The organism is Citrobacter amalonaticus, assembly GCF_001559075.2.
Taxonomy (GTDB): Bacteria; Pseudomonadota; Gammaproteobacteria; order Enterobacterales; family Enterobacteriaceae; genus Citrobacter_A; species Citrobacter_A amalonaticus_F.
In genome coordinates this window covers 1753248-1775063 of sequence record NZ_CP014015.2, presented here as the reverse complement: position 1 = coordinate 1775063, position 21816 = coordinate 1753248, and the positions used below count along the sequence as shown (strand labels likewise).

Annotated in this window: 22 protein-coding genes; 15 read left to right on the top strand and 7 right to left on the bottom strand. The window is 55.5% G+C overall.

The window, feature by feature from the left end; translation table 11 throughout:
• Positions 1 to 14: 14 nt before the first annotated feature.
• The gene (gene hemD / locus AL479_RS08500) at positions 15 to 755 is read right to left on the bottom strand and encodes a uroporphyrinogen-III synthase (protein WP_061075770.1); all 741 of its coding nucleotides are present in this window, start codon (positions 753 to 755) and stop codon (positions 15 to 17) included.
• Positions 752 to 1693: a hydroxymethylbilane synthase gene (gene hemC / locus AL479_RS08495; protein WP_061075769.1), complete on the bottom strand. Its 942-nt coding sequence runs from the start codon at positions 1691 to 1693 to the stop codon at positions 752 to 754. Before hemC ends, hemD begins: the two co-directional genes overlap by 4 nt.
• A gap of 389 nt (positions 1694 to 2082) precedes the next feature.
• Here hemC and cyaA point away from each other — a divergent pair, with 389 nt between their 5' ends.
• Positions 2083 to 4629, top strand: coding sequence for a class I adenylate cyclase (gene cyaA / locus AL479_RS08490; RefSeq protein WP_061075768.1), 2547 nt, complete (start codon positions 2083 to 2085; stop codon positions 4627 to 4629).
• Between the two features lie 33 nt (positions 4630 to 4662).
• On the opposite strand, the gene cyaY is transcribed toward cyaA, so the two are convergent.
• A complete protein-coding gene (gene cyaY / locus AL479_RS08485; RefSeq protein WP_042998806.1) occupies positions 4663 to 4983 on the bottom strand; it encodes an iron donor protein CyaY in 321 nt (106 codons plus the stop codon).
• Between the two features lie 138 nt (positions 4984 to 5121).
• On the opposite strand from cyaY, the gene lptM reads away from it, so the two are divergent.
• The 8 genes from lptM (at position 5122) to corA (ending at position 12058) form a co-directional block, all read left to right on the top strand.
• Positions 5122 to 5325 carry an LPS translocon maturation chaperone LptM gene (gene lptM / locus AL479_RS08480; RefSeq protein WP_061075767.1) on the top strand — a complete coding sequence of 68 codons (204 nt, stop codon included), beginning with the start codon at positions 5122 to 5124 and terminating at the stop codon, positions 5323 to 5325.
• 36 nt (positions 5326 to 5361) lie between these two features.
• Positions 5362 to 6186, top strand: coding sequence for a diaminopimelate epimerase (dapF, locus tag AL479_RS08475; RefSeq protein WP_061075766.1), 825 nt, complete (start codon positions 5362 to 5364; stop codon positions 6184 to 6186).
• The gene (locus AL479_RS08470; protein WP_061075765.1) at positions 6183 to 6890 is read left to right on the top strand and encodes a DUF484 domain-containing protein; all 708 of its coding nucleotides are present in this window, start codon (positions 6183 to 6185) and stop codon (positions 6888 to 6890) included. Before dapF ends, AL479_RS08470 begins: the two co-directional genes overlap by 4 nt.
• The gene (gene xerC, locus AL479_RS08465; protein ID WP_105291735.1) at positions 6887 to 7783 is read left to right on the top strand and encodes a tyrosine recombinase XerC; all 897 of its coding nucleotides are present in this window, start codon (positions 6887 to 6889) and stop codon (positions 7781 to 7783) included. The genes AL479_RS08470 and xerC overlap by 4 nt, the downstream gene beginning before the upstream one ends.
• Complete coding sequence (gene yigB, locus AL479_RS08460; protein WP_061075763.1) at positions 7783 to 8499, top strand: 5-amino-6-(5-phospho-D-ribitylamino)uracil phosphatase YigB; 717 nt, start codon at positions 7783 to 7785, stop codon at positions 8497 to 8499. The genes xerC and yigB overlap by 1 nt, the downstream gene beginning before the upstream one ends.
• Before the next feature lie 86 nt (positions 8500 to 8585).
• On the top strand, positions 8586 to 10748 hold the full coding sequence (gene uvrD, locus AL479_RS08455) for a DNA helicase II (protein ID WP_102603045.1): 2163 nt from the start codon (positions 8586 to 8588) through the stop codon (positions 10746 to 10748).
• Positions 10749 to 10896: 148 nt separating this feature from the next.
• On the top strand, positions 10897 to 10953 hold the full coding sequence (gene ysgD, locus AL479_RS24020; RefSeq protein ID WP_212723238.1) for a YsgD/CorL family protein: 57 nt from the start codon (positions 10897 to 10899) through the stop codon (positions 10951 to 10953).
• Between the two features lie 154 nt (positions 10954 to 11107).
• Positions 11108 to 12058 carry a magnesium/cobalt transporter CorA gene (corA, locus tag AL479_RS08450; protein WP_042326126.1) on the top strand — a complete coding sequence of 317 codons (951 nt, stop codon included), beginning with the start codon at positions 11108 to 11110 and terminating at the stop codon, positions 12056 to 12058.
• Positions 12059 to 12148: 90 nt separating this feature from the next.
• Here corA and rarD read toward each other — a convergent pair whose 3' ends face one another.
• Positions 12149 to 13042, bottom strand: a complete 894-nt coding sequence (rarD, locus tag AL479_RS08445; RefSeq protein ID WP_061075762.1) for an EamA family transporter RarD — start codon at positions 13040 to 13042, stop codon at positions 12149 to 12151.
• Positions 13043 to 13085: 43 nt separating this feature from the next.
• Positions 13086 to 13553 carry an acyl-CoA thioesterase YigI gene (gene yigI, locus AL479_RS08440; RefSeq protein ID WP_042292767.1) on the bottom strand — a complete coding sequence of 156 codons (468 nt, stop codon included), beginning with the start codon at positions 13551 to 13553 and terminating at the stop codon, positions 13086 to 13088.
• A gap of 164 nt (positions 13554 to 13717) precedes the next feature.
• Between yigI and pldA the strand changes: the two genes are divergently transcribed.
• From pldA to rhtC, 3 genes are all read left to right on the top strand, one after another.
• Positions 13718 to 14587 carry a phospholipase A gene (gene pldA, locus AL479_RS08435; RefSeq protein WP_061075761.1) on the top strand — a complete coding sequence of 290 codons (870 nt, stop codon included), beginning with the start codon at positions 13718 to 13720 and terminating at the stop codon, positions 14585 to 14587.
• An 84-nt stretch (positions 14588 to 14671) separates the two neighbouring features.
• Entirely contained in the window at positions 14672 to 16501 is a 1830-nt protein-coding gene (gene recQ / locus AL479_RS08430; RefSeq protein ID WP_061077950.1) for an ATP-dependent DNA helicase RecQ, read from the top strand.
• Positions 16502 to 16568: 67 nt separating this feature from the next.
• A complete protein-coding gene (rhtC, locus tag AL479_RS08425) occupies positions 16569 to 17189 on the top strand; it encodes a threonine export protein RhtC (protein ID WP_042998816.1) in 621 nt (206 codons plus the stop codon).
• Positions 17190 to 17231: 42 nt separating this feature from the next.
• On the opposite strand, the gene rhtB is transcribed toward rhtC, so the two are convergent.
• Positions 17232 to 17852 carry a homoserine/homoserine lactone efflux protein gene (rhtB, locus tag AL479_RS08420; RefSeq protein ID WP_061075760.1) on the bottom strand — a complete coding sequence of 207 codons (621 nt, stop codon included), beginning with the start codon at positions 17850 to 17852 and terminating at the stop codon, positions 17232 to 17234.
• A gap of 236 nt (positions 17853 to 18088) precedes the next feature.
• Between rhtB and pldB the strand changes: the two genes are divergently transcribed.
• From pldB to bioP, 3 genes are all read left to right on the top strand, one after another.
• A complete protein-coding gene (gene pldB, locus AL479_RS08415) occupies positions 18089 to 19111 on the top strand; it encodes a lysophospholipase L2 (RefSeq protein ID WP_105291734.1) in 1023 nt (340 codons plus the stop codon).
• Between the two features lie 8 nt (positions 19112 to 19119).
• Complete coding sequence (gene yigL / locus AL479_RS08410; RefSeq protein ID WP_061075759.1) at positions 19120 to 19920, top strand: sugar/pyridoxal phosphate phosphatase YigL; 801 nt, start codon at positions 19120 to 19122, stop codon at positions 19918 to 19920.
• Between the two features lie 80 nt (positions 19921 to 20000).
• Positions 20001 to 20900, top strand: coding sequence for a biotin transporter (gene bioP / locus AL479_RS08405; protein ID WP_061075758.1), 900 nt, complete (start codon positions 20001 to 20003; stop codon positions 20898 to 20900).
• On the opposite strand, the gene metR is transcribed toward bioP, so the two are convergent.
• Positions 20788 to 21741 carry an HTH-type transcriptional regulator MetR gene (gene metR, locus AL479_RS08400; protein ID WP_061075757.1) on the bottom strand — a complete coding sequence of 318 codons (954 nt, stop codon included), beginning with the start codon at positions 21739 to 21741 and terminating at the stop codon, positions 20788 to 20790. The two genes, bioP and metR, sit on opposite strands and share 113 nt — an antisense overlap.
• Positions 21742 to 21816: the final 75 nt, after the last annotated feature.

Below are 21816 nucleotides of genomic sequence, written 5' to 3'. Positions count from 1 at the left end.
TCCCATTATGAGAGTTATTGTAATGCGCGCAGTAGCGCATCGTTGTCGGCGTTATCAGCGACCTTAATATCTTGCCAGCCCAGTTCCCGGGCGAGGTGCGCCAGACGCTCGCTGACGACAATAAGCCGACAGCGTAGTAACCAGTTTTCGCGATACCACGGCGGGATCAGCGCGTTAAGCTGTTGCAGCATTTCCCCGCTGGTGACCACTATCGTTGTCACGCCGCGCGACTGCCAGCGCATCGCTTCTTGTGCCCCATCGTAATGTTTAGCACTACGTTGATAACATTCATAAAACGTGACATCCGCTCCGCGTGCCGCCAGGGTTTCGCCTAATAGCTCCCGACCGCCGTTGCCGCGTAAGATCAGCGCACGTTTGCCCGCAATATTTTGTAATTCAGGTAATTGTAGCAAGACTTCGCTGATTTCCCGATCCAGCGGATAGCGAATGTCGTATCCGCTGACGGTATGCAGCGCCAGGGCGGTCGTGCGACCAATAGCAAAATAGCGCGCGGCGGCGGGCCACTTCAGCCCTTCGCGTTCCAGTTGCGCATGGGCAAAAGAGACCGCGTGCTGTGACAGCACAAAGAGCAGATCGTTATCAGTGATCGTCGAAAACACCCCGGCCAGTCGCGATAAATCCTGCCCCGGGGTAAATTCGATGAGCGGAAAACTCCAGGCCTCCTGCCCCAGTGTGCGCAGACGGCTCACTAACTCTTCCCCTGCGGGAGACGGGCGGGTGACCAGGATACTCATGCGGGGGATTCTCCGTTATAAACTTCGGTCAGAATCGCGCGCGCGCCGTTATCCAGCAGCTCTTCGGCCAGCGAAATGCCCATCTGCTCCGCCTGATCGGGCGAGCCACGGCGTTCTCCGCGTACCATTTGTGAACCGTCTGGCGAACCGACCAGCGCGCGTAGCCAAATCTCACCATCAATGATTTCAGCATAGCTGCCAATTGGCACCTGACAGCCCCCTTCCAGGCGGGTGTTCATGGCGCGCTCGGCTTTGACGCGAAGTGCGGTGATTTCATCATTCAGCGGCGCCAGCAGCGCCTGAGTCCGGCTATCGTCGAGGCGGCATTCGATGCCAACCGCGCCTTGCCCTACGGCAGGCAGCGACACTTCTGGCGGTAGCGCTGTGCGGATACGCGATTCCAGCCCTAAACGTTTTAAACCGGCAACGGCCAGGATAATGGCGTCGTAGTCGCCGTTATCCAGCTTACTCAGGCGGGTGCCAACATTGCCGCGCAGTGAACGAATGACGAGATCCGGACGGCGTTCTGCCAGCTGACACTGGCGGCGCAAACTGGAAGTGCCCACGATGCTGCCGGCAGGCAGTTCATCAAGGGTGTTATAAGTGTTCGAGACAAAGGCGTCGCGCGGATCTTCGCGTTCACAGATAGTGACCAGTCCCAGGCCTTCCGGGAATTCAACCGGTACATCTTTCATTGAGTGCACCGCGATGTCGGCGCGTTTTTCGAGCAGCGCAACTTCCAGCTCTTTTACGAACAGGCCTTTGCCGCCTACTTTCGCCAGTGGGGTATCAAGAATGACATCACCACGCGTCACCATAGGCACCAGCTCCACGACCAGGCCGGGATGGCTCGCCATCAGAGCGTCTTTGACATAATGTGCCTGCCAGAGCGCAAGGGGGCTTTGGCGTGTGGCAATTCTTAAAACATTGTCTAACATGCTTGTTACCGTCATTATCGTCCGTGGTTCATCCTAACATCCTTACAAGTGGGATGTCAGTGTTACGGTCAAAGGTAAGTCAAGGATAAGACGCTGTGTTGCGGCTGGCAGTATTTAATGACGAGAAACCGTCCGGGCGTACTTCAGAATTTACGCGAAGCGATTGGTGCTACACTTGTCTGTAGCGCATCTTTCTTTACGGTCAATGAGCAAGGTGTTAAATTGATCACGTTTTAGGCCATTTTTTCGACTGAACGCACAAAAAAAGGTCGTAAAAGGTAACGGTTATTTTTGTCATTTGGTTTATCCCGAATGGTGAAGATTGTTGGTAAGCGGATCGCGCTGCGACAATCGACAGCATGACGGGTAGCAACATCAGGCGATACGTCTTGTACCTCTATATTGAGACTCTGAAACAGAGACTGGATGCCATTAATCAACTGCGTGTGGATCGCGCGCTTGCTGCCATGGGCCCTGCTTTCCAGCAGGTGTACAGTCTTCTGCCGACATTATTGCACTATCACCATCCGCTGATGCCGGGATACCTCGATGGTAACGTTCCCAGAGGCATTTGCTTCTACACGCCTGATGAAACCCAACGCCACTATCTGAACGAACTGGAACTGTATCGCGGTCTGGCACCGCAGGATCCGCCAAAAGGTGAACTGCCGATCACTGGTGTGTATTCCATGGGCAGCACCTCCTCTGTCGGACAAAGCTGTTCGTCGGATCTTGATATCTGGGTGTGCCACCAGTCCTGGCTCGACAGTGAAGAACGACAACTGCTGCAGCGTAAATGCAGCCTGCTGGAAAGCTGGGCCGCCTCGCTGGGGGTGGAAGTCAGCTTCTTCCTGATTGATGAAAACCGTTTCCGCCATAATGAAAGCGGCAGTCTGGGGGGCGAAGACTGTGGCTCGACGCAGCATATCCTGCTGCTGGATGAATTCTACCGCACCGCGGTACGTCTCGCCGGTAAGCGTATTCTGTGGAATATGGTGCCGTGCGATGAAGAAGAGCATTACGACGACTACGTCATGACGCTCTACGCTCAGGGGGTACTCACGCCAAACGAATGGCTGGACCTGGGCGGATTAAGCTCGCTTTCCGCCGAAGAGTACTTTGGCGCCAGCCTTTGGCAGCTGTATAAAAGTATCGATTCACCGTACAAAGCGGTGCTGAAAACGCTGCTGCTGGAAGCCTACTCCTGGGAATACCCCAATCCGCGCCTGTTGGCGAAAGACATTAAACAGCGCCTGCATGACGGCGAGATCGTCTCGTTTGGTCTTGACCCGTACTGCATGATGCTGGAACGCGTGACTGAATACCTCACGGCGATTGAAGATCCGACGCGCCTGGATTTAGTGCGCCGATGTTTCTACTTAAAAGTTTGCGAAAAACTGAGCCGTGAACGCGCCTGCGTTGGCTGGCGTCGTGAAGTGCTCAGTCAGTTAGTAAGCGAGTGGGGATGGGACGAAAATCGTCTGGCCATGCTCGACAACCGGGCGAACTGGAAGATTGATCAGGTGCGTGAAGCGCACAACGAACTGCTCGATGCCATGATGCAGAGCTACCGTAATCTGATCCGTTTTGCGCGCCGCAATAATCTCAGCGTCAGCGCCAGCCCGCAGGATATTGGCGTTCTGACCCGTAAGCTGTACGCCGCGTTTGAAGCGTTACCCGGTAAAGTCACGCTGGTGAACCCGCAGATTTCGCCGGACCTCTCTGAACCGAACTTAACCTTTATCCACGTTCCGCCGGGCCGCGCCAACCGTTCAGGCTGGTATCTCTACAACCGTGCGCCAAACATGGATTCCATCATCAGCCATCAGCCGCTGGAATATAACCGCTATCTGAATAAGCTGGTGGCCTGGGCGTGGTTTAACGGTCTGCTGACGTCGCGCACGCATCTGTTTATTAAGGGCAACGGCATTGTCGATCTGCCGAAGTTGCAGGAGATGGTGGCCGATGTGTCGCACCACTTCCCGCTGCGTTTGCCTGCGCCGACGCCGAAAGCGCTCTACAGCCCGTGTGAAATTCGCCATCTGGCGATCATCGTTAACCTCGAATATGACCCGACGGCGGCATTCCGCAATCAGGTGGTTCATTTTGACTTCCGTAAGTTGGATGTTTTCAGCTTTGGCGAAGAGCAAAATTGCCTGGTGGGCAGCGTAGACCTGCTGTATCGCAACTCGTGGAATGAAGTGCGTACGCTGCATTTCAACGGCGAACAGGCGATGATTGAAGCGTTGAAAACGATTCTGGGCAAAATGCACCAGGACGCCGCGCCGCCGGACAGCGTGGAAGTGTTCTGCTACAGCCAGCATCTGCGTGGTTTGATTCGTACCCGCGTGCAGCAACTGGTTTCAGAGTGCATCGAGCTGCGTCTTTCCAGTACCCGTCAGGAGACAGGGCGCTTTAAGGCACTGCGCGTTTCCGGTCAGACATGGGGCCTGTTCTTTGAACGCCTGAATGTGTCGGTACAGAAGCTGGAAAACGCTATTGAGTTCTACGGCGCAATCTCGCATAACAAATTGCACGGCCTGTCTGTTCAGGTGGAAACCAATCAGGTGAAACTGCCGTCGGTCGTGGATGGTTTCGCCAGCGAAGGGATCATTCAGTTCTTCTTTGAAGAGACGGGTGATGAGAAGGGCTTTAACATCTACATTCTGGACGAGAGTAACCGGGCGGAAGTGTATCATCACTGCGAAGGCAGCAAAGAAGAGCTGGTGCGCGACGTCAGCCGTTTCTACTCCTCATCGCACGACCGCTTTACCTACGGCTCCAGCTTCATCAACTTCAACCTGCCGCAGTTCTATCAGATTGTGAACACGGAAGGGCGCGCACAGGTGATCCCGTTCCGCGCACAATCACTCGGCAACGTTCCGCCAGCCAATCAGGATAACGACACGCCGCAGCTGCAGCAGTATTTCTCGTAATGGTTTTGCCGGATGGTATCCGGCAAATAAGCCTTAACGGAAGCTGACTTCTTCGCCCGCCTGATGCGTTGCCGCCTGTTCCAGCAGATCCCAGAAGGTTTCCCCGCTCCGGTCGCAAACCCATTCGTCGCCTTTCAGGTCAAAATGGTAGCCGCCCTGTTTGGTCGCCAGCCACACCTGGTGTAGCGGTTCCTGACGGTTAATGATGATTTTGCTGCCGTTTTCAAAGCTAATGGTCAGTACGCCGCCATTGATTTCACAGTCGATATCGCTGTCGCCATCCCAGTCGTCAAGACGCTCTTCGATGGTCATCCACAGGGTATCGGCCAGGCGATGAAATTCACTGTCGTTCATTGTCGTTTCCCGTTTTTTCGTGATGGCGGCAGTATAACCTGAAACAAATCGCGTTGCAGATTACAGGCAAACTCTTGCTTTTACGCCTTCTCCTGCGATGATAGAAAACAGAAAGTATGAACTTACAGGCAATCCATAATGAAAAACGTGTTTCAGGCACTCGCTGTTCTTCTCACTCTGTTCAGCCTGACGGGTTGTGGCCTTAAAGGGCCGCTCTATTTCCCTCCGGCTGATAAAAATGCACCGCCGCCGACTAAACCGGTTGATCCACAAACGCAATCCACCACGCCCGATCAAAACGATCGCGCCACGGGAGATGGGCCTTCCCAGGTGAACTACTGACGGTGTGTTTCTGTACCCGCGTGAACGGAGTGAATAATGCAATTCTCTAAAATGCATGGCCTTGGCAACGATTTTATGGTCGTCGACGCGGTAACGCAGAATGTCTTTTTTTCGCCAGAATTGATCCGTCGCTTATCTGACAGGCATCTGGGGGTGGGGTTTGATCAACTGCTGGTGGTTGAACCTCCGTACGATCCTGAGCTGGATTTTCATTACCGCATTTTTAATGCCGACGGCAGTGAAGTGTCGCAGTGTGGTAACGGCGCGCGCTGTTTTGCCCGTTTTGTGCGCCTCAAAGGGTTAACCAACAAACGTGATATTCGCGTCAGTACGGCGAATGGGCGGATGGTGTTGAGCGTGACGGACGATGAGCTGGTGCGCGTCAACATGGGGGAACCCAATTTTGAGCCATCGCAGGTGCCTTTTCGCGCTAACAAAGCGGAAAAGACCTATATTATGCGAGCGGCAGAACAGACAATATTGTGCGGCGTGGTTTCAATGGGAAATCCGCACTGCGTGATTCAGGTCGACGATGTTGACACGGCGGCCGTGGAAACGCTGGGACCGGTTCTGGAAAGTCACGAACGTTTTCCTGAACGGGCCAATATCGGTTTTATGCAGGTCGTGAAACGCGAGCATATTCGCTTACGCGTTTATGAGCGCGGCGCGGGAGAGACACAGGCCTGTGGGAGCGGCGCATGCGCGGCCGTCGCCGTCGGCATTCAACAAGGTTTGCTGGCGGAAGAGGTTCGCGTGGAATTACCGGGCGGTCGCCTTGATATCGCCTGGAAAGGTCCGGGTCATCCGTTATACATGACTGGCCCGGCGGCACATGTCTATGACGGGTTTATCCATCTATGAAGCAACCAGGGGAAGAACTACAGGAAACGCTTACGGAACTCGATGACCGGGCGGTCGTCGACTATCTGCAGAAAAATCCTGAGTTTTTTATCCGCAATGCGCATGCCGTGGAAGCGATGCGGGTGCCGCACCCGGTGCGGGGCACCGTCTCACTCGTTGAGTGGCACATGGCCCGCGCACGCAATCACATCAACGTCCTTGAAGAAAATATGTCGCTGTTGATGGCGCAGGCGAATGCCAACGAAAGCCTGTTTTATCGCCTGCTGCATTTGCAGGGACGTCTGGTTGCAGCGACCAGCCTGGACGATATGCTGATGCGTTTTCATCGCTGGGCGCGTGAACTGGGCCTTGCCGGTGCAACGGTGCGTCTGTTTCCCGATCGCTGGCGTCTCGGCGCGCCGTCGAGCTATACCCATCTGGCGTTAAGCCGTCAGGCCTTCGAACCGCTGCGTATTCAGCGGCTGGGGCAGGAACAGCACTATCTGGGCACCTTAAACGGTCCGGAATTGCTGGTGGTGCTGCCGGAAGCGAAGGCGATTGGTTCGGTGGCGATGTCGATGCTGGGACGCGACGGCGATTTGGGCGTCATTCTGTTCAGCAGCCGCGACATGCATCACTATCAGGCAGGCCAGGGAACGCAACTCCTGCATGAAATCGCGCTGATGATGCCGGATCTGCTGGAGCGCTGGATTGAACGCGTATGACGGACTTCACCACCGATGTCACCCGATTTCTGCGCTATCTGGGCGTAGAACGCCAGCTTAGCCCCATCACGCTGAAAAACTATCAGCGCCAGCTTGATGCCATCATCGCCTTAGCCGGAGAAACCGGACTGCAAAGTTGGCAACAATGTGACGCTGCAATGGTGCGTAGTTTCGCGGTGCGCAGTCGCCGTAAAGGGCTTGGCCCTGCGAGTCTCGCGCTACGTCTTTCTGCACTGCGTAGCTTTTTCGACTGGATGGTGAGCGAAGGCAAGCTGAAAGCCAATCCGGCGAAAGGGGTACAGGCACCCAAAGCGCCGCGCCATTTGCCGAAAAATATCGACGTTGATGATGTCAACCGTCTGCTGGATATTGACCTTAACGATCCGCTCGCCGTGCGTGACCGCGCGATGCTGGAGGTGATGTACGGTGCGGGTCTGCGTTTGTCTGAGCTGGTGGGGCTGGACATCAAACATCTGGATCTCGACACCGGTGAAGTGTGGGTGATGGGGAAAGGCAGCAAAGAGCGTCGCCTGCCCATTGGTCGCAATGCAGTGGCGTGGATTGAGCACTGGCTGGATCTGCGCGGGTTGTTTGGCAGTGAGGAAGACGCGCTGTTTCTGTCGAAGCTGGGCAACCGTATTTCCGCGCGCAACGTGCAAAAGCGTTTTGCCGAGTGGGGCATTAAGCAGGGGTTAAACAGCCATGTGCATCCGCATAAGCTGCGTCACTCGTTTGCCACGCATATGCTGGAATCGAGCGGTGACCTGCGAGGTGTACAGGAACTGCTGGGACACGCCAACCTCTCGACCACGCAAATCTATACTCATCTTGATTTTCAACACCTGGCCTCGGTGTACGATGCGGCGCATCCGCGCGCCAAACGGGGGAAATAATGCGTTTTTACCGGTCTCCAGGACCCATCTCGGCGATCACTTTCGATCTCGATGACACCCTTTACGATAACCGCCCGGTTATCCAGCGCACCGAACAGGAAGCGCTCGCCTTTATGCAAAACTACCATCCGGCGCTACGCACGCTGCAAAATGCTGATCTGCAACGCCTGCGTCAGGCGGTACGGGAAGCGGAGCCGGAAATTTATCACGATGTCACCCGCTGGCGTCATCGCGCCGTTGAGCGTGCCATGCTAAACGCCGGGCTTTCTGCAGAGGAAGCGATTACGGGGGCGAATGCCGCGATGATGAACTTTGCGAAGTGGCGCAGTCGGGTCGATGTCCCGCAAGAGACGCACGACACGCTGAAAGCGTTAGCGAGAAAGTGGCCGCTGGTGGCGATTACCAACGGCAACGCGCAGCCGGAACTGTTCGGCCTCGGCGACTATTTCGAATTTGTGCTGCGGGCCGGTCCGGACGGACGCTCAAAGCCGTTCAGTGATATGTACTTTCTGGCGGCGGAAAAGCTGAATGTGCCGATCGGCGAGATCCTGCACGTGGGCGACGATCTGACGACCGACGTTGCCGGGGCGATCCGTAGCGGGTTGCAGGCTTGCTGGATTAAACCGGAAAATGCCGACCTGATGCACACCTTTGACAGCCGCTTACTGCCACATATTGAGATTTCACAGTTGGCATCTCTGACCTCGCTGATATAATCACCAGCAGTTCTGTATAAATACACAGCTTTTTGGCGGATGGCGCGACGCTTATCCGCCCTACCTCTTTTAATGCGGCGGTGCCAATGGACGTTTCTTATCTGCTCGACAGCCTCAATGATAAACAGCGCGAAGCGGTGGCCGCGCCACGTAGCAACATGCTGGTTCTCGCGGGGGCAGGGAGCGGTAAGACACGCGTACTGGTGCACCGTATCGCCTGGCTGCTGACGGTAGAAAATAACTCGCCGTACTCGATTATGGCGGTGACCTTTACCAATAAAGCGGCGGCGGAGATGCGTCACCGTATCGGCCAGATTATGGGCACCAGCCAGGGCGGCATGTGGGTCGGCACCTTCCACGGTCTGGCGCACCGACTGCTGCGCGCGCATCACATGGATGCGAATTTGCCGCAGGACTTCCAGATCCTCGACAGCGAAGACCAGTTGCGTCTGCTAAAGCGTCTGATCAAGGCGATGAACCTCGACGAGAAGCAGTGGCCGGCGCGTCAGGCGATGTGGTACATCAACGGACAGAAAGACGAAGGTCTGCGCCCGCATCATATTCAGAGCTTCGGTAACCCGATTGAGCAGACCTGGCAGAAGGTGTATCAGGCCTATCAGGAAGCGTGCGATCGTGCGGGGCTGGTGGATTTTGCCGAACTGCTGCTGCGCGCGCATGAGCTGTGGCTCAACAAACCGCATATTCTTCAGCACTACCGCGAACGTTTCACCAATATCCTGGTGGACGAATTCCAGGATACCAACAACATCCAGTATGCCTGGATCCGTCTGCTGGCTGGCGATACCGGCAAAGTGATGATCGTGGGCGATGACGACCAGTCGATCTACGGCTGGCGCGGCGCGCAGGTAGAGAACATCCAGCGCTTCCTGAACGACTTCCCCGGCGCGCAAACCATCCGTCTTGAGCAGAACTACCGTTCAACCAGCAATATCCTCAGCGCGGCGAACGCCCTGATCGAGAACAACAATGGGCGTCTGGGTAAAAAGCTGTGGACCGATGGCGTCGAAGGCGAGCCCATTTCACTCTACTGCGCGTTTAACGAGCTGGATGAAGCGCGTTTTGTCGTCAACCGGATTAAAACCTGGCAGGACAACGGCGGCGCGCTGGAGCAATGCGCCATTCTCTACCGCAGTAACGCCCAGTCGCGTGTGCTGGAAGAGGCGCTGCTACAGGCCAGTATGCCGTACCGTATTTACGGCGGCATGCGCTTCTTCGAGCGTCAGGAAATCAAAGATGCGCTCTCTTATCTGCGTCTGATTGCGAACCGGAATGATGACGCCGCCTTTGAACGCGTGGTGAATACCCCGACGCGCGGGATTGGCGATCGGACGCTGGACGTGGTGCGCCAGACGTCACGCGATCGTCAGCTCACGCTGTGGCAGGCGTGTCGCGAACTGTTGCAGGAAAAAGCGCTGGCCGGTCGTGCCGCCAGTGCGCTGCAACGCTTTATGGAACTCATTGACGCACTGGCGCAGGAAACCGTCGATATGCCGCTGCACGTGCAGACTGACCGGGTGATTAAAGATTCCGGCCTGCGCATGATGTACGAGCAGGAGAAAGGCGAGAAAGGCCAGACTCGCATTGAGAACTTAGAGGAACTGGTGACGGCGACGCGCCAGTTCAGCTACAACGACGAAGACGAAGATCTAATGCCGTTGCAGGCATTTCTCTCCCATGCAGCGCTGGAAGCGGGCGAAGGGCAGGCGGATACCTGGCAGGATGCGGTACAGCTCATGACGCTGCACTCGGCGAAAGGGCTGGAGTTCCCGCAGGTGTTTATCGTCGGGATGGAAGAGGGGATGTTCCCCAGCCAGATGTCGCTGGATGAGGGCGGACGCCTTGAAGAGGAGCGTCGTCTGGCCTACGTCGGCGTGACCCGTGCGATGCAGAAACTGACCCTAACCTATGCCGAAACGCGTCGGTTGTATGGCAAAGAAGTGTATCACCGTCCGTCGCGCTTCATCGGTGAGTTGCCGGAAGCGTGCGTTGAAGAGGTCCGTCTGCGCGCAACGATCAGCCGTCCGGTGAGCCATCAGCGGATGGGGACGCCGATGGCGGAGAATGACACCGGTTACAAGCTGGGCCAGCGTGTGCGTCATGCCAAGTTCGGCGAGGGCACCATTGTGAATCTGGAGGGCAGCGGCGAACACAGCCGGTTGCAGGTGGCTTTCCAGGGACAGGGAATTAAATGGCTCGTTGCCGCGTACGCGAAGTTGGAAACGGTCTAACTTATAGATAAATATCACTTTAATTTCCCTCTCTGCTAACCTTTCTGCATAAGGGGAAATTATTACTTTTTCGCGTTTCGTTGCGTGTTGACGGCAAATTTTTGCTGGCGTAACATGCGCGCACGATTACGCTAAGAGGACATTCGCCTTGGACACACCCAGTAGATACTGGCTCATTATCCTGTCATCCAGGATCAACTCCTAAGGCTATCCCTTTTTGCTGATAGCCTTAGCGGTTGTCAGCGACCTTCTCTATTTTCCCGTCGCGCTGAGTCAGGCTGTTTAATGGTCTGAAACCCAATTTGTTTCTGTGTGCCCACCGAACTGTCCGATATTTTTAAGCATTGGGAGTCCCGGTCATGCTGAGCGCATTTCAACTGGAAAATAACCGACTCACCCGGCTGGAAGTCGAAGAGTCACAAACCCTGATTGATGCCGTCTGGGTCGACCTGGTCGAGCCCGACGACGACGAGCGACTGCGCGTACAATCTGAGCTGGGCCAGAGCCTGGCGACCCGTCCTGAACTGGAAGACATCGAAGCATCCGCCCGTTTCTTCGAAGACGAAGACGGTCTGCACATCCACTCCTTTTTCTTCTTCGAAGATGCGGAAGACCACGCGGGTAACTCCACCGTGGCATTCACCATCCGCGATGGCCGCCTGTTTACCCTGCGTGAACGTGAGCTGCCCGCGTTTCGTTTGTACCGTATGCGCGCCCGCAGCCAGGCCATGGTTGACGGTAACGCCTATGAACTGCTGCTGGATCTGTTCGAAACCAAAATCGAACAGTTGGCGGATGAAATCGAAAACATCTACAGCGATCTGGAGGAGCTGAGTCGGGTGATTATGGAAGGGCACCAGGGCGATGAGTACGATGAAGCACTCTCGACGCTGGCGGAACTGGAAGATATCGGCTGGAAAGTCCGCCTGTGTCTGATGGATACCCAGCGTGCGCTGAACTTCCTGGTCCGTAAGGCGCGTTTACCGGGCGGACAACTGGAACAGGCGCGCGAGATCCTGCGAGATATCGAATCCCTGCTGCCGCACAATGAATCCCTGTTCCAGAAAGTGAACTTCCTGATGCAGGCGGCGATGGGCTTTATCAACATCGAGCAGAACCGCATCATCAAGATCTTCTCGGTGGTCTCCGTGGTCTTCCTGCCGCCGACGCTGGTGGCATCCAGCTATGGGATGAACTTTGAGTTTATGCCTGAACTGAAGTGGAGCTTTGGTTACCCGGGCGCGATTATCTTTATGCTGCTCGCCGGTCTGGCACCGTATCTGTACTTTAAACGGAAGAACTGGCTGTAATTGTCATGCCGGATGGCGCTTCGCTTATCCGGCCTACAAAAAGTGCATCATCGTAGGCCGGATAAGGCACAGCCGCCATCCGGCAATCCCCTAACTCCGACGTCCCCGTCTCTGGGTATAAATCGCATCCGTCACGAAGATCGCCAGTGCGACCCAGATAAAGGCGAATGTCACCATTTTATCCGACCCCGGCACTTCGCCGTAGAACGTCACGGCCAGCAGGAACATCAGCGTAGGGCCGATGTATTGGAAGAAGCCCAGCGTGGAAAGGCGCAGGCGCGTCGCCGCACCGGTAAAGCACAGCAGCGGAACCGTGGTCACCACCCCGGCGGCAATCAGCAGCAGGTTGAGCGACATCGGGTTCTGCCCCATATGGCTGGTTGAGCTGTCGGCGATACCGAACAGGTAGATTGCGGCAACGGGCAACAGCCACAGGGTCTCCACTAACATCCCGGTTTGCGCTTCAACGGCAATTTTCTTGCGTACCAGACCGTAAAACGCAAAACTGAACGCCAGTCCCAGCGCGATGATCGGCAACGAACCGAAGGTCCAGAGCTGCACCAGAACGCCACAGGTCGCCAGTATTACCGCCAGCCACTGCATCCGACGGAAGCGTTCACCGAGGAAAAGCATTCCCAGCACAATGTTCACCAGTGGGTTGATAAAGTAACCCAGGCTGGCTTCCAGCATATGGTGGTTGTTTACCGCCCAGATAAACAACAGCCAGTTGCCCCCCACGAGTACCGCCGAGAGCGCTAACAGGAAGATCTTTTTCGGTGTTTTCAGCAGCGCTTTCACGCTCGACCACTGCCGGCTGATGCTGATCAGCGCCACCATAAAGAAAAACGACCAGATCACGCGATGGGTCAGGATTTCATCTGCGGGGACGTAATAAATTAGCTTGAAGTACGCCGGAGCGATCCCCCAAATAAAATAGGCGGCAAGCGCGAGTAACACGCCCAGCCGCGTTTGTTTTGCATCCATCGGGAAAACTCATGTCTGAAGTGTAACAACAGTTTACCTGTTTTTACCCCACCATATAAGTGGCGGTGGCGCTGGCAATATAAAGCTGCTCTTCGTTGTGTAATTCCACGCGCGCGACGGCGACTTTATTCCCGGCGCGCAGCAGACTGCTGGTGGCGGTAAAGCGATTGCCCCGACCCGGACGCAGGTAGTCTACGCGCAGATCGATGGTCCCCATGCGGGACAGCCGCTGGCGCAGTTCGTCTTCACTGATGGTTTCATGGCGCGTCAGAGTACTGCCGACACACACCAGCCCGGCAGCCACGTCCAGAGCAGAGGCAATTACCCCGCCATGCAGGATGCTCTGCGCCCAGTTTCCAACCATCATCGGCTGATTATTAAACGCCAGTTGGGCAAACTCTTTCTCATAGCGTTCCAGCTCCAGCCCCAGCGCCCGGTTGAACGGCATGTGGTAGACAAACATTTCGCCCACGAGCTTCAGGGCTTGCTCAGCAGTCAGTACGGCAGACATACGATTCCAACACTCCATTAGTTAATAAAATGTTGATGTTATGCTTCTTAAATGTTGTTTTCCACTTTAAGACGGGATAACTAACGAGGATGTGTGTAAATATGTAAAATGGTCGGCAGAATAATAGACAAATTAAAAATCTTTCGTTCAGGAGAACAACAAGAATGCGGGCGATTCTGGCTTGGTTGCTACCAGCAGCACTGCTGCCGCTGGCGGCGTATGCGCAAGAGGCGACGGTGAAAGAGGTTCATGATGCACCGGCGGTGCGGGGCAGTATTATCGCCAACCTGCTGCAGGAGCATGATAATCCTTTTACGCTCTACCCCTACGATACAAACTACCTGATCTACACCAATACCAGCGACATGAACAAAGAAGCGATCAGTTCCTACAACTGGTCCGAAAATGCCCGCAAAGATGAAGTGAAGTTCCAGTTGAGTCTGGCGTTTCCGATCTGGCGTGGGATTGCGGGGCCAAACTCGGTTCTGGGCGCCTCTTATACGCAGAAGTCCTGGTGGCAGTTATCCAACACAGAAGAGTCATCGCCATTTCGTGAAACCAACTATGAACCGCAGCTGTTCCTGGGTTTTGCAACAGATTACCGGTTGGCTGGATGGACGCTGCGTGACGTGGAAATGGGTTACAACCATGATTCTAACGGGCGTTCCGACCCGACATCACGTAGCTGGAACCGTCTTTACACGCGCCTGATGGCGGAAAACGGCAACTGGCTGGTGGAGGTTAAACCGTGGTACGTCATCGGCAGTACCGACGATAACCCCGATATCACCAAATACATGGGCTATTATCAGCTTAAGGTCGGCTATCACCTGGGCGATGCGGTACTGAGCGCGAAGGGCCAGTACAACTGGAATACCGGTTACGGCGGCGCGGAACTGGGGCTGAGTTATCCGATGACGAAGCATATTCGTCTCTATACCCAGGTGTATAGCGGGTACGGCGAATCGCTGATCGACTATAACTTTAATCAGACGCGTGTCGGTGTGGGTGTGATGCTCAACGATATCTTCTGATCGATGATTGTGTTTTAAACATTGCAGTTTCTTCCTCAGGCGCTGAAAATAGCGCCTGTTTTGATTGAAGCGAACGGGGTTAATGTGGCGCAGGCGGAAGTGTTGAATCTGGAATCTGGAGCTAAGCAGGTTTTGCAAGAAACCTTTGGCTACCAACAGTTTCGCCCGGGTCAGGAAGCGATCATCGACACCGTCGTTTCGGGGCGCGACTGCCTGGTCGTGATGCCGACCGGGGGCGGAAAATCCCTCTGCTATCAAATCCCTGCCTTACTGCTCAACGGCCTGACCGTGGTGGTTTCGCCGCTGATCTCCCTGATGAAAGATCAGGTCGACCAACTGCTGGCGAACGGCGTGGCGGCAGCCTGTCTGAACTCGACGCAAACCCGCGAGCAGCAGCTTGAAGTGATGACGGGGTGTCGTACCGGACAAATCCGTCTGCTGTATATCGCTCCTGAACGCCTGATGCTGGATAACTTCCTTGAGCACCTGGCGCACTGGAATCCGGTGTTACTGGCCGTGGACGAAGCGCACTGCATCTCGCAGTGGGGACATGACTTCCGCCCGGAATATGCCGCACTCGGCCAGCTCAGGCAGCGTTTTCCCGCACTGCCGTTTGTCGCGCTGACCGCGACCGCCGATGAAACCACGCGGCTGGATATTGTTCGTCTGCTGGGGCTGAACGATCCCTTAATCCAGATCAGCAGTTTTGACCGTCCGAACATTCGCTACATGCTGATGGAGAAGTTTAAACCGCTCGATCAGCTGATGCGCTACGTGCAGGAACAGCGCGGTAAATCCGGGATTATTTACTGTAACAGTCGTGCGAAGGTGGAAGACACCGCCGCGCGTTTGCAAAGCCGGGGTATTAGCGCCGCGGCATACCATGCTGGGCTGGAAAATCACATCCGTGCCGACGTGCAGGAGAAATTCCAGCGCGACGACCTGCAAATCGTGGTGGCGACCGTCGCTTTTGGCATGGGCATCAACAAACCTAACGTGCGTTTTGTGGTGCATTTCGATATTCCCCGCAACATTGAGTCCTACTACCAGGAGACCGGTCGTGCCGGGCGTGACGGCCTGCCCGCGGAGGCGATGCTGTTTTACGACCCGGCGGATATGGCGTGGCTGCGCCGCTGCCTGGAAGAAAAACCGCAGGGACAGCTACAGGATATCGAACGGCACAAGCTGAATGCGATGGGCGCGTTCGCCGAGGCGCAAACCTGCCGTCGTCTGGTGCTGCTTAACTACTTCGGGGAAGGGCGTCAGGAACCGTGCGGCAACTGCGATATCTGTCTTGATCCGCCAAAACAGTATGATGGCGTGAAGGACGCACAGATTGCGCTCTCGACCATTGGTCGGGTAAACCAGCGCTTTGGGATGGGTTACGTGGTGGAAGTGATTCGCGGGGCTAACAGCCAGCGCATTCGCGAGCTCGGCCACGACAAGCTCAAAGTGTACGGTATGGGACGCGAGCACAGTCACGAGCACTGGGTGAGCGTGATCCGCCAGTTGATTCACCTGGGTTTCGTCACTCAGAATATCGCCCAGCATTCTGCGCTACAGCTCACCGACGCTTCACGTCCGCTGTTGCGCGGCGAGGTCACCCTGCAACTCGCTGTGCCGCGTATTGTCGCCCTGAAACCGCGCGTCATGCAGAAATCTTTCGGCGGCAATTACGACCGCAAACTGTTCGCTAAACTGCGCAAGCTGCGTAAAGCCATTGCCGATGAAGAGAATATCCCGCCGTACGTCGTCTTCAACGACGCCACGCTGATTGAGATGGCAGAACAGATGCCGGTTTCCGCGAGCGAAATGCTCAGCGTCAACGGGGTGGGAATGCGCAAACTGGAACGCTTCGGTAAAGCGTTTATGGCGCTGATCCGCGCCCACGTCGATGGTGACGACGAAGAGTAGTCAGCCGGGCAAAAAAGTGCCAGGATGGTGACTCACTGAACTGTTTCCCCCGCGAGTATTTTCGATCATGTTAATGTTATTTCTCACCGTGGCGATGGTGCACATTGTGGCGCTGATGAGCCCAGGGCCGGATTTCTTTTTTGTCTCGCAGACAGCGGTCAGCCGCTCGCGCAAAGAAGCGATGATGGGCGTGTTGGGCATTACCTGTGGCGTCATGGTCTGGGCGGGCATCGCGCTGCTCGGCCTGCATCTGATTATCGAAAAAATGGCCTGGCTACACACCATCATCATGGTCGGCGGCGGTCTGTATCTGTGCTGGATGGGCTACCAGATGCTGCGCGGCGCGTTGAAAAAACAGGATGTCGCCGCACCCACGCCGCAGGTTGAGCTGGCGCAAAGCGGTCGTAGTTTCCTGAAAGGGTTACTGACGAACCTGGCTAACCCGAAAGCCATCATCTACTTCGGTTCGGTCTTTTCTCTGTTTGTCGGCGATAGCGTCGGTACTGCCGCGCGCTGGGGGATTTTCGTGCTGATTATCGTTGAGACTTTCGCATGGTTTACCGTGGTTGCCAGCCTGTTTGCGCTGCCGAAAATGCGGCGTGGTTACCAGCGTATGGCGAAATGGATCGACGGTTTTGCCGGGGCGTTGTTTGCCGGGTTCGGTATCCATCTGATCATTTCGCGCTAAATCTTCGTGCCGGATACGCGCCAGCCGCTATCCGGCAACCTGTCAGGCGTGGCGCGCCGACGCCAGCAGTGCACCCACCAGCATAAACAGCGAGCCGAAGACTTTATTCAACGCCTTCATCTGCTTCGGCCCTTTGATCCACAACGCGATACGCTGCGCCAGCGTGGCGTAGCCGATCATCACTACGATATCGACCACAATGGTGGTTACGCCGAGCACGATGTACTGCATCAGCTGGGGTTCTTTGGGCATCACGAACTGTGGGAAAAGGGCCGCCAGAAAGACGATGCTTTTGGGGTTTGTCAGGTTCACGAATACGGCGCGTTTAAACAGGCGACCTCGTGACTGGGTCTGGGCCATGGTGTTTAGATCAATCGCACCGGCAGCGCGCCATTGCTGGATGCCTAACCAAATCAGATAGGCAGCGCCCGCCCATTTCAGCACCTCAAAGGCGATGACGGAGCGAGAAAACAGCGTGCCCAGACCGACGCCGACCAGCACGATATGAATGCCCAGTCCGGCCTGTAACCCGGCAATCGACGCCGCTGCGCCGCGATAGCCGTGATTAATGGAAGTCGTCATGGTATTGATGGCGCCGGAGCCGGGTGAAAGGCTCAAAATTATGGATGTCAGCAGGTAGGCGAACCACCATTCAAAGGTCATGAGAAACTCCCTGATTGCACTTTAAATACACTAAATAATTCGAGTTGCACAAAGGCGGCGACGCAGCAAAATCCCAGGCGCGTACAGGGAGTACGTGACGGGGATGAGCGAGGAAAGCCAACGCATCTGCAGCTTGAAGTATGACGGGTATATGCCACAATACGCTACTGTTGCTGTGTTGTGTCAGACATGACTGAAAAAACGATTTTTACCTGGTAAACGAGGCTGGATACCCGATGTTTCAGCAGCAAAAAGACTGGGAAACGAGAGAAAACGCGTTTGCGGCTTTTTCCATGGGGCCGCTGACAGACTTCTGGCGTCAGCGCGAGGAAGCGGAATTGACCGGCGTCGGTCGTGTGCCGGTGCGTTTTGTCCGGTTTCGCGCAGCGCATAACGATCGTGTCATTGTCATCTGTCCGGGGCGAATTGAAAGCTATGTAAAGTACGCCGAACTGGCGTATGACCTGTTTCATCTGGGCTTTGATGTCCTCATTATTGACCATCGCGGTCAGGGACGTTCAGGGCGCATGCTATCGGATCCTAATCGCGGTCATGTCGACAATTTCAACGACTATGTTGATGATTTATCGGCGTTCTGGGAACAGGAAGTGCAGCCGGGACCGTGGCGTAAACGTTATATTCTGGCGCACTCAATGGGCGGGGCGATTGCGACGCTGTTTTTGCAGCGTCATCCGCATCAGTGCGATGCGATCGCGCTCTGTGCGCCAATGTTTGGTATTGTGATGCGTTTACCTGACTGGATGGTGCGCCATATCCTCGACTGGGCCGAAGGTCATCAGCGTATCCGGGAAGGGTATGCGATCGGCACCGGACGCTGGCGGGCATTGCCCTTTGGCATGAATTTATTAACCCACAGTCGACAACGCTATCGGCGTAATTTACGTTTTTATGCCGATGAACCGCAGCTGCGTGTCGGCGGCCCGACCTTTCATTGGGTGCGGGAAGGTATTCTGGCGGCTGAACAGGTGCTGGCCGGTGCGGGCGATGACGCCACGCCAACGCTGCTGATTCAGGCCGAAGAAGAGCGTGTGGTGGATAACCGCATGCACGAACGTTTTTGTGAACTCCGCGCCGCAGCGGGCCATCCTGTTGAAGGGGGGCATCCGCTGGTCATTAAAGGCGCTTACCATGAGATCCTTTTTGAAAAGGACGCTATGCGCTCAGTTGCGCTTCAGGCTATCGTTGATTTTTTCAACAAGCATAACTCATCAGCGGAAACCGCTTTGCTCAGAGGTTGAATTTTTATATGTATCAGGTTGTTGCGTCTGATTTAGATGGCACACTGCTTTCTCCCGACCATACCCTCTCCCCCTACGCGAAAGAGACGTTGAAGCTGCTGACCGCACGCGGCGTTAACTTTGTCTTTGCGACCGGTCGTCATCATGTCGATGTGGGGCAGATCCGCGATAATCTGGGGATTAAGTCCTGGATGATCACCTCCAACGGTGCGCGGGTACATGACATGGACGGAAATCTGGTGTTTACCCATAACCTCGATCGCGATATTGCCAGCGATCTGTTTGGGGTGGTGAACGCGAACCCGGATATCATCACCAACGTTTATCGCAATGACGATTGGTTCATGAACCGCCATCGTCCGGATGAGATGCGCTTTTTCAAAGAGGCGGTGTTCCATTACTCGCTGTTTGAACCTGGTTTACTGGAGCCGGAAGGCGTCAGCAAAGTGTTTTTTACCAGTCATTCCCATGACATCCTGCTGCCGCTGGAACAGGCCATTAATGCGCGCTGGGGCGATCGCGTGAACGTGAGCTTCTCTACGCTCACCTGCCTGGAAGTGATGGCGGGCGGCGTGTCGAAAGGCCATGCGCTGGAAGCGGTCGCCAAAGCGATGGGTTACAGCCTCAAAGATTGCATCGCGTTTGGCGACGGCATGAACGACGCTGAAATGCTGTCGATGGCGGGTAAAGGCTGCATTATGGGCAATGCCCACCAGCGCCTGAAGGATTTGCATCCGGAACTGGAAGTGATTGGCATCAACGTCGATGATGCGGTGCCGCACTATCTGCGCGATCTTTTCTTACGCTAAGATGACCGCTCGTTAATTAATCAGTTGTCAGCTTAACTCTCCGCTACAATGGATACTCCTTATTCTAAGAGATATCCATTGTGGCGTTACTGATCATTACCACGATCCTGTGGGCCTTCTCCTTCAGCCTGTTCGGCGAATACCTTGCCGGGCACGTCGATAGCTACTTTGCGGTGCTGGTTCGGGTCGGTCTGGCCGCGCTGGTGTTCCTGCCTTTCCTGCGTACGCGCGGGCACAGCCTGAAAACTATCGGCCTGTATATGCTGGTGGGCGCCATGCAGCTTGGCATCATGTATATGCTGAGTTTCCACGCTTATCTCTACCTGACCGTCTCTGAACTGCTGCTGTTTACCGTGTTGACGCCGCTCTATATCACGCTGATTTACGATCTGATGAGTAAACGGCGGCTGCGCTGGGGCTATGCGTTCAGCGCGCTGCTGGCGGTGATTGGCGCAGGGATTATTCGTTATGACCAGGTGACCGATCATTTCTGGACCGGTCTGCTGCTGGTACAGCTCTCCAACATCAGTTTTGCCATCGGCATGGTGGGCTATAAACGCCTGATGGAGACGCGCCCGATGCCGCAGCATAACGCGTTTGCATGGTTTTACATCGGCGCGTTTCTGGTCGCGGTAGTCGCCTGGTTCATGCTGGGCAATGCGCAGAAAATGCCGGAAACCACGCTCCAGTGGGGGATTCTGGTGTTCCTGGGCGTGGCCGCTTCAGGGATCGGCTACTTTATGTGGAACTACGGTGCGACACAGGTCGATGCGGGCACGCTCGGCATTATGAACAATATGCATGTGCCCGCCGGGCTGCTGGTTAACCTGGCGATCTGGCACCAACAGCCTCACTGGCCTAGTTTTATTACAGGCGCGATGGTGATACTGGCTTCACTGTGGGTGCATCGCCGCTGGGTCGCTCCGCGCTCCGAACAAACGGCAGATGATCGCAGGCGTGATTGCGCGCCGATCGAATAAACGCCTCAGTCACCGGCTGGCGCTGCTCGCCGTCACGCACGGCGGCGTACAGGCGGCTCCATAAGCCTTCTCCCAGGGTTCTGGTCACGACCAGACCCTGACGTTCAAAACTCTCCACGACCCAGTGCGGCAGGGCGGCAATGCCCATGTTCGCCGCCACCATCTGAATCAACAGCAGAGTATTATCCACGCTTTTCAGTGACGGGCTGACCCCTGCGGGCTGAAGAAAATGACGCCAGACGTCCAGCCGACTGCGCTGTACCGGATAGATCAGCAGCGTTTCGCTGGCTAAATCTTCCGGCGTGATCTGCGTTTTGCTGGTCAGCGGATGCTCGGGGGCCAGCACCAGGCGGACTTCAAAATCAAACATCGGCGAATAGTGCAGCCCGCTGCGCGGCAGAATGTCAGAGGTCATCACCAGATCCAGCTCGTCCTGCTGGAGTGCCGGTTGAGGGTCAAACGTCACGCCGGATTTAAAATCCATCTCCACCTGTGGCCATTTGGCGCGGAAGTTTTCCAGCGCCGGGGTCAGCCACTGAATACAGCTATGACACTCAATGGCGATACGCAGACGGGTCTGCTGCGGTTCGTTGCAGGCCTGTAACGCGCGGTTAATTTGCGGCAGTACCTGGCTGGCCAGTTGCAACAGGATCTCACCCTGTGGGGTGAAACGCAGCGGCTGGCTTTTACGTATGAATAGCCGAAAGCCAAGGCGCTGTTCCAGATCGCTGAACTGGTGAGACAGGGCGGATTGGGTCTGATGCAGCGTCGCCGCGGCGGCTGCCAGTGACCCGGTATTCCGCAACGCCTGGAGCGTTTTCAGGTGTTTAATCTCGATCATGAAAGTCCTTCACTTCGGCATGAACAAATTGCGCTTGAGGAATATACAGTACTTGCGAATTATAGCAGTGTAAAC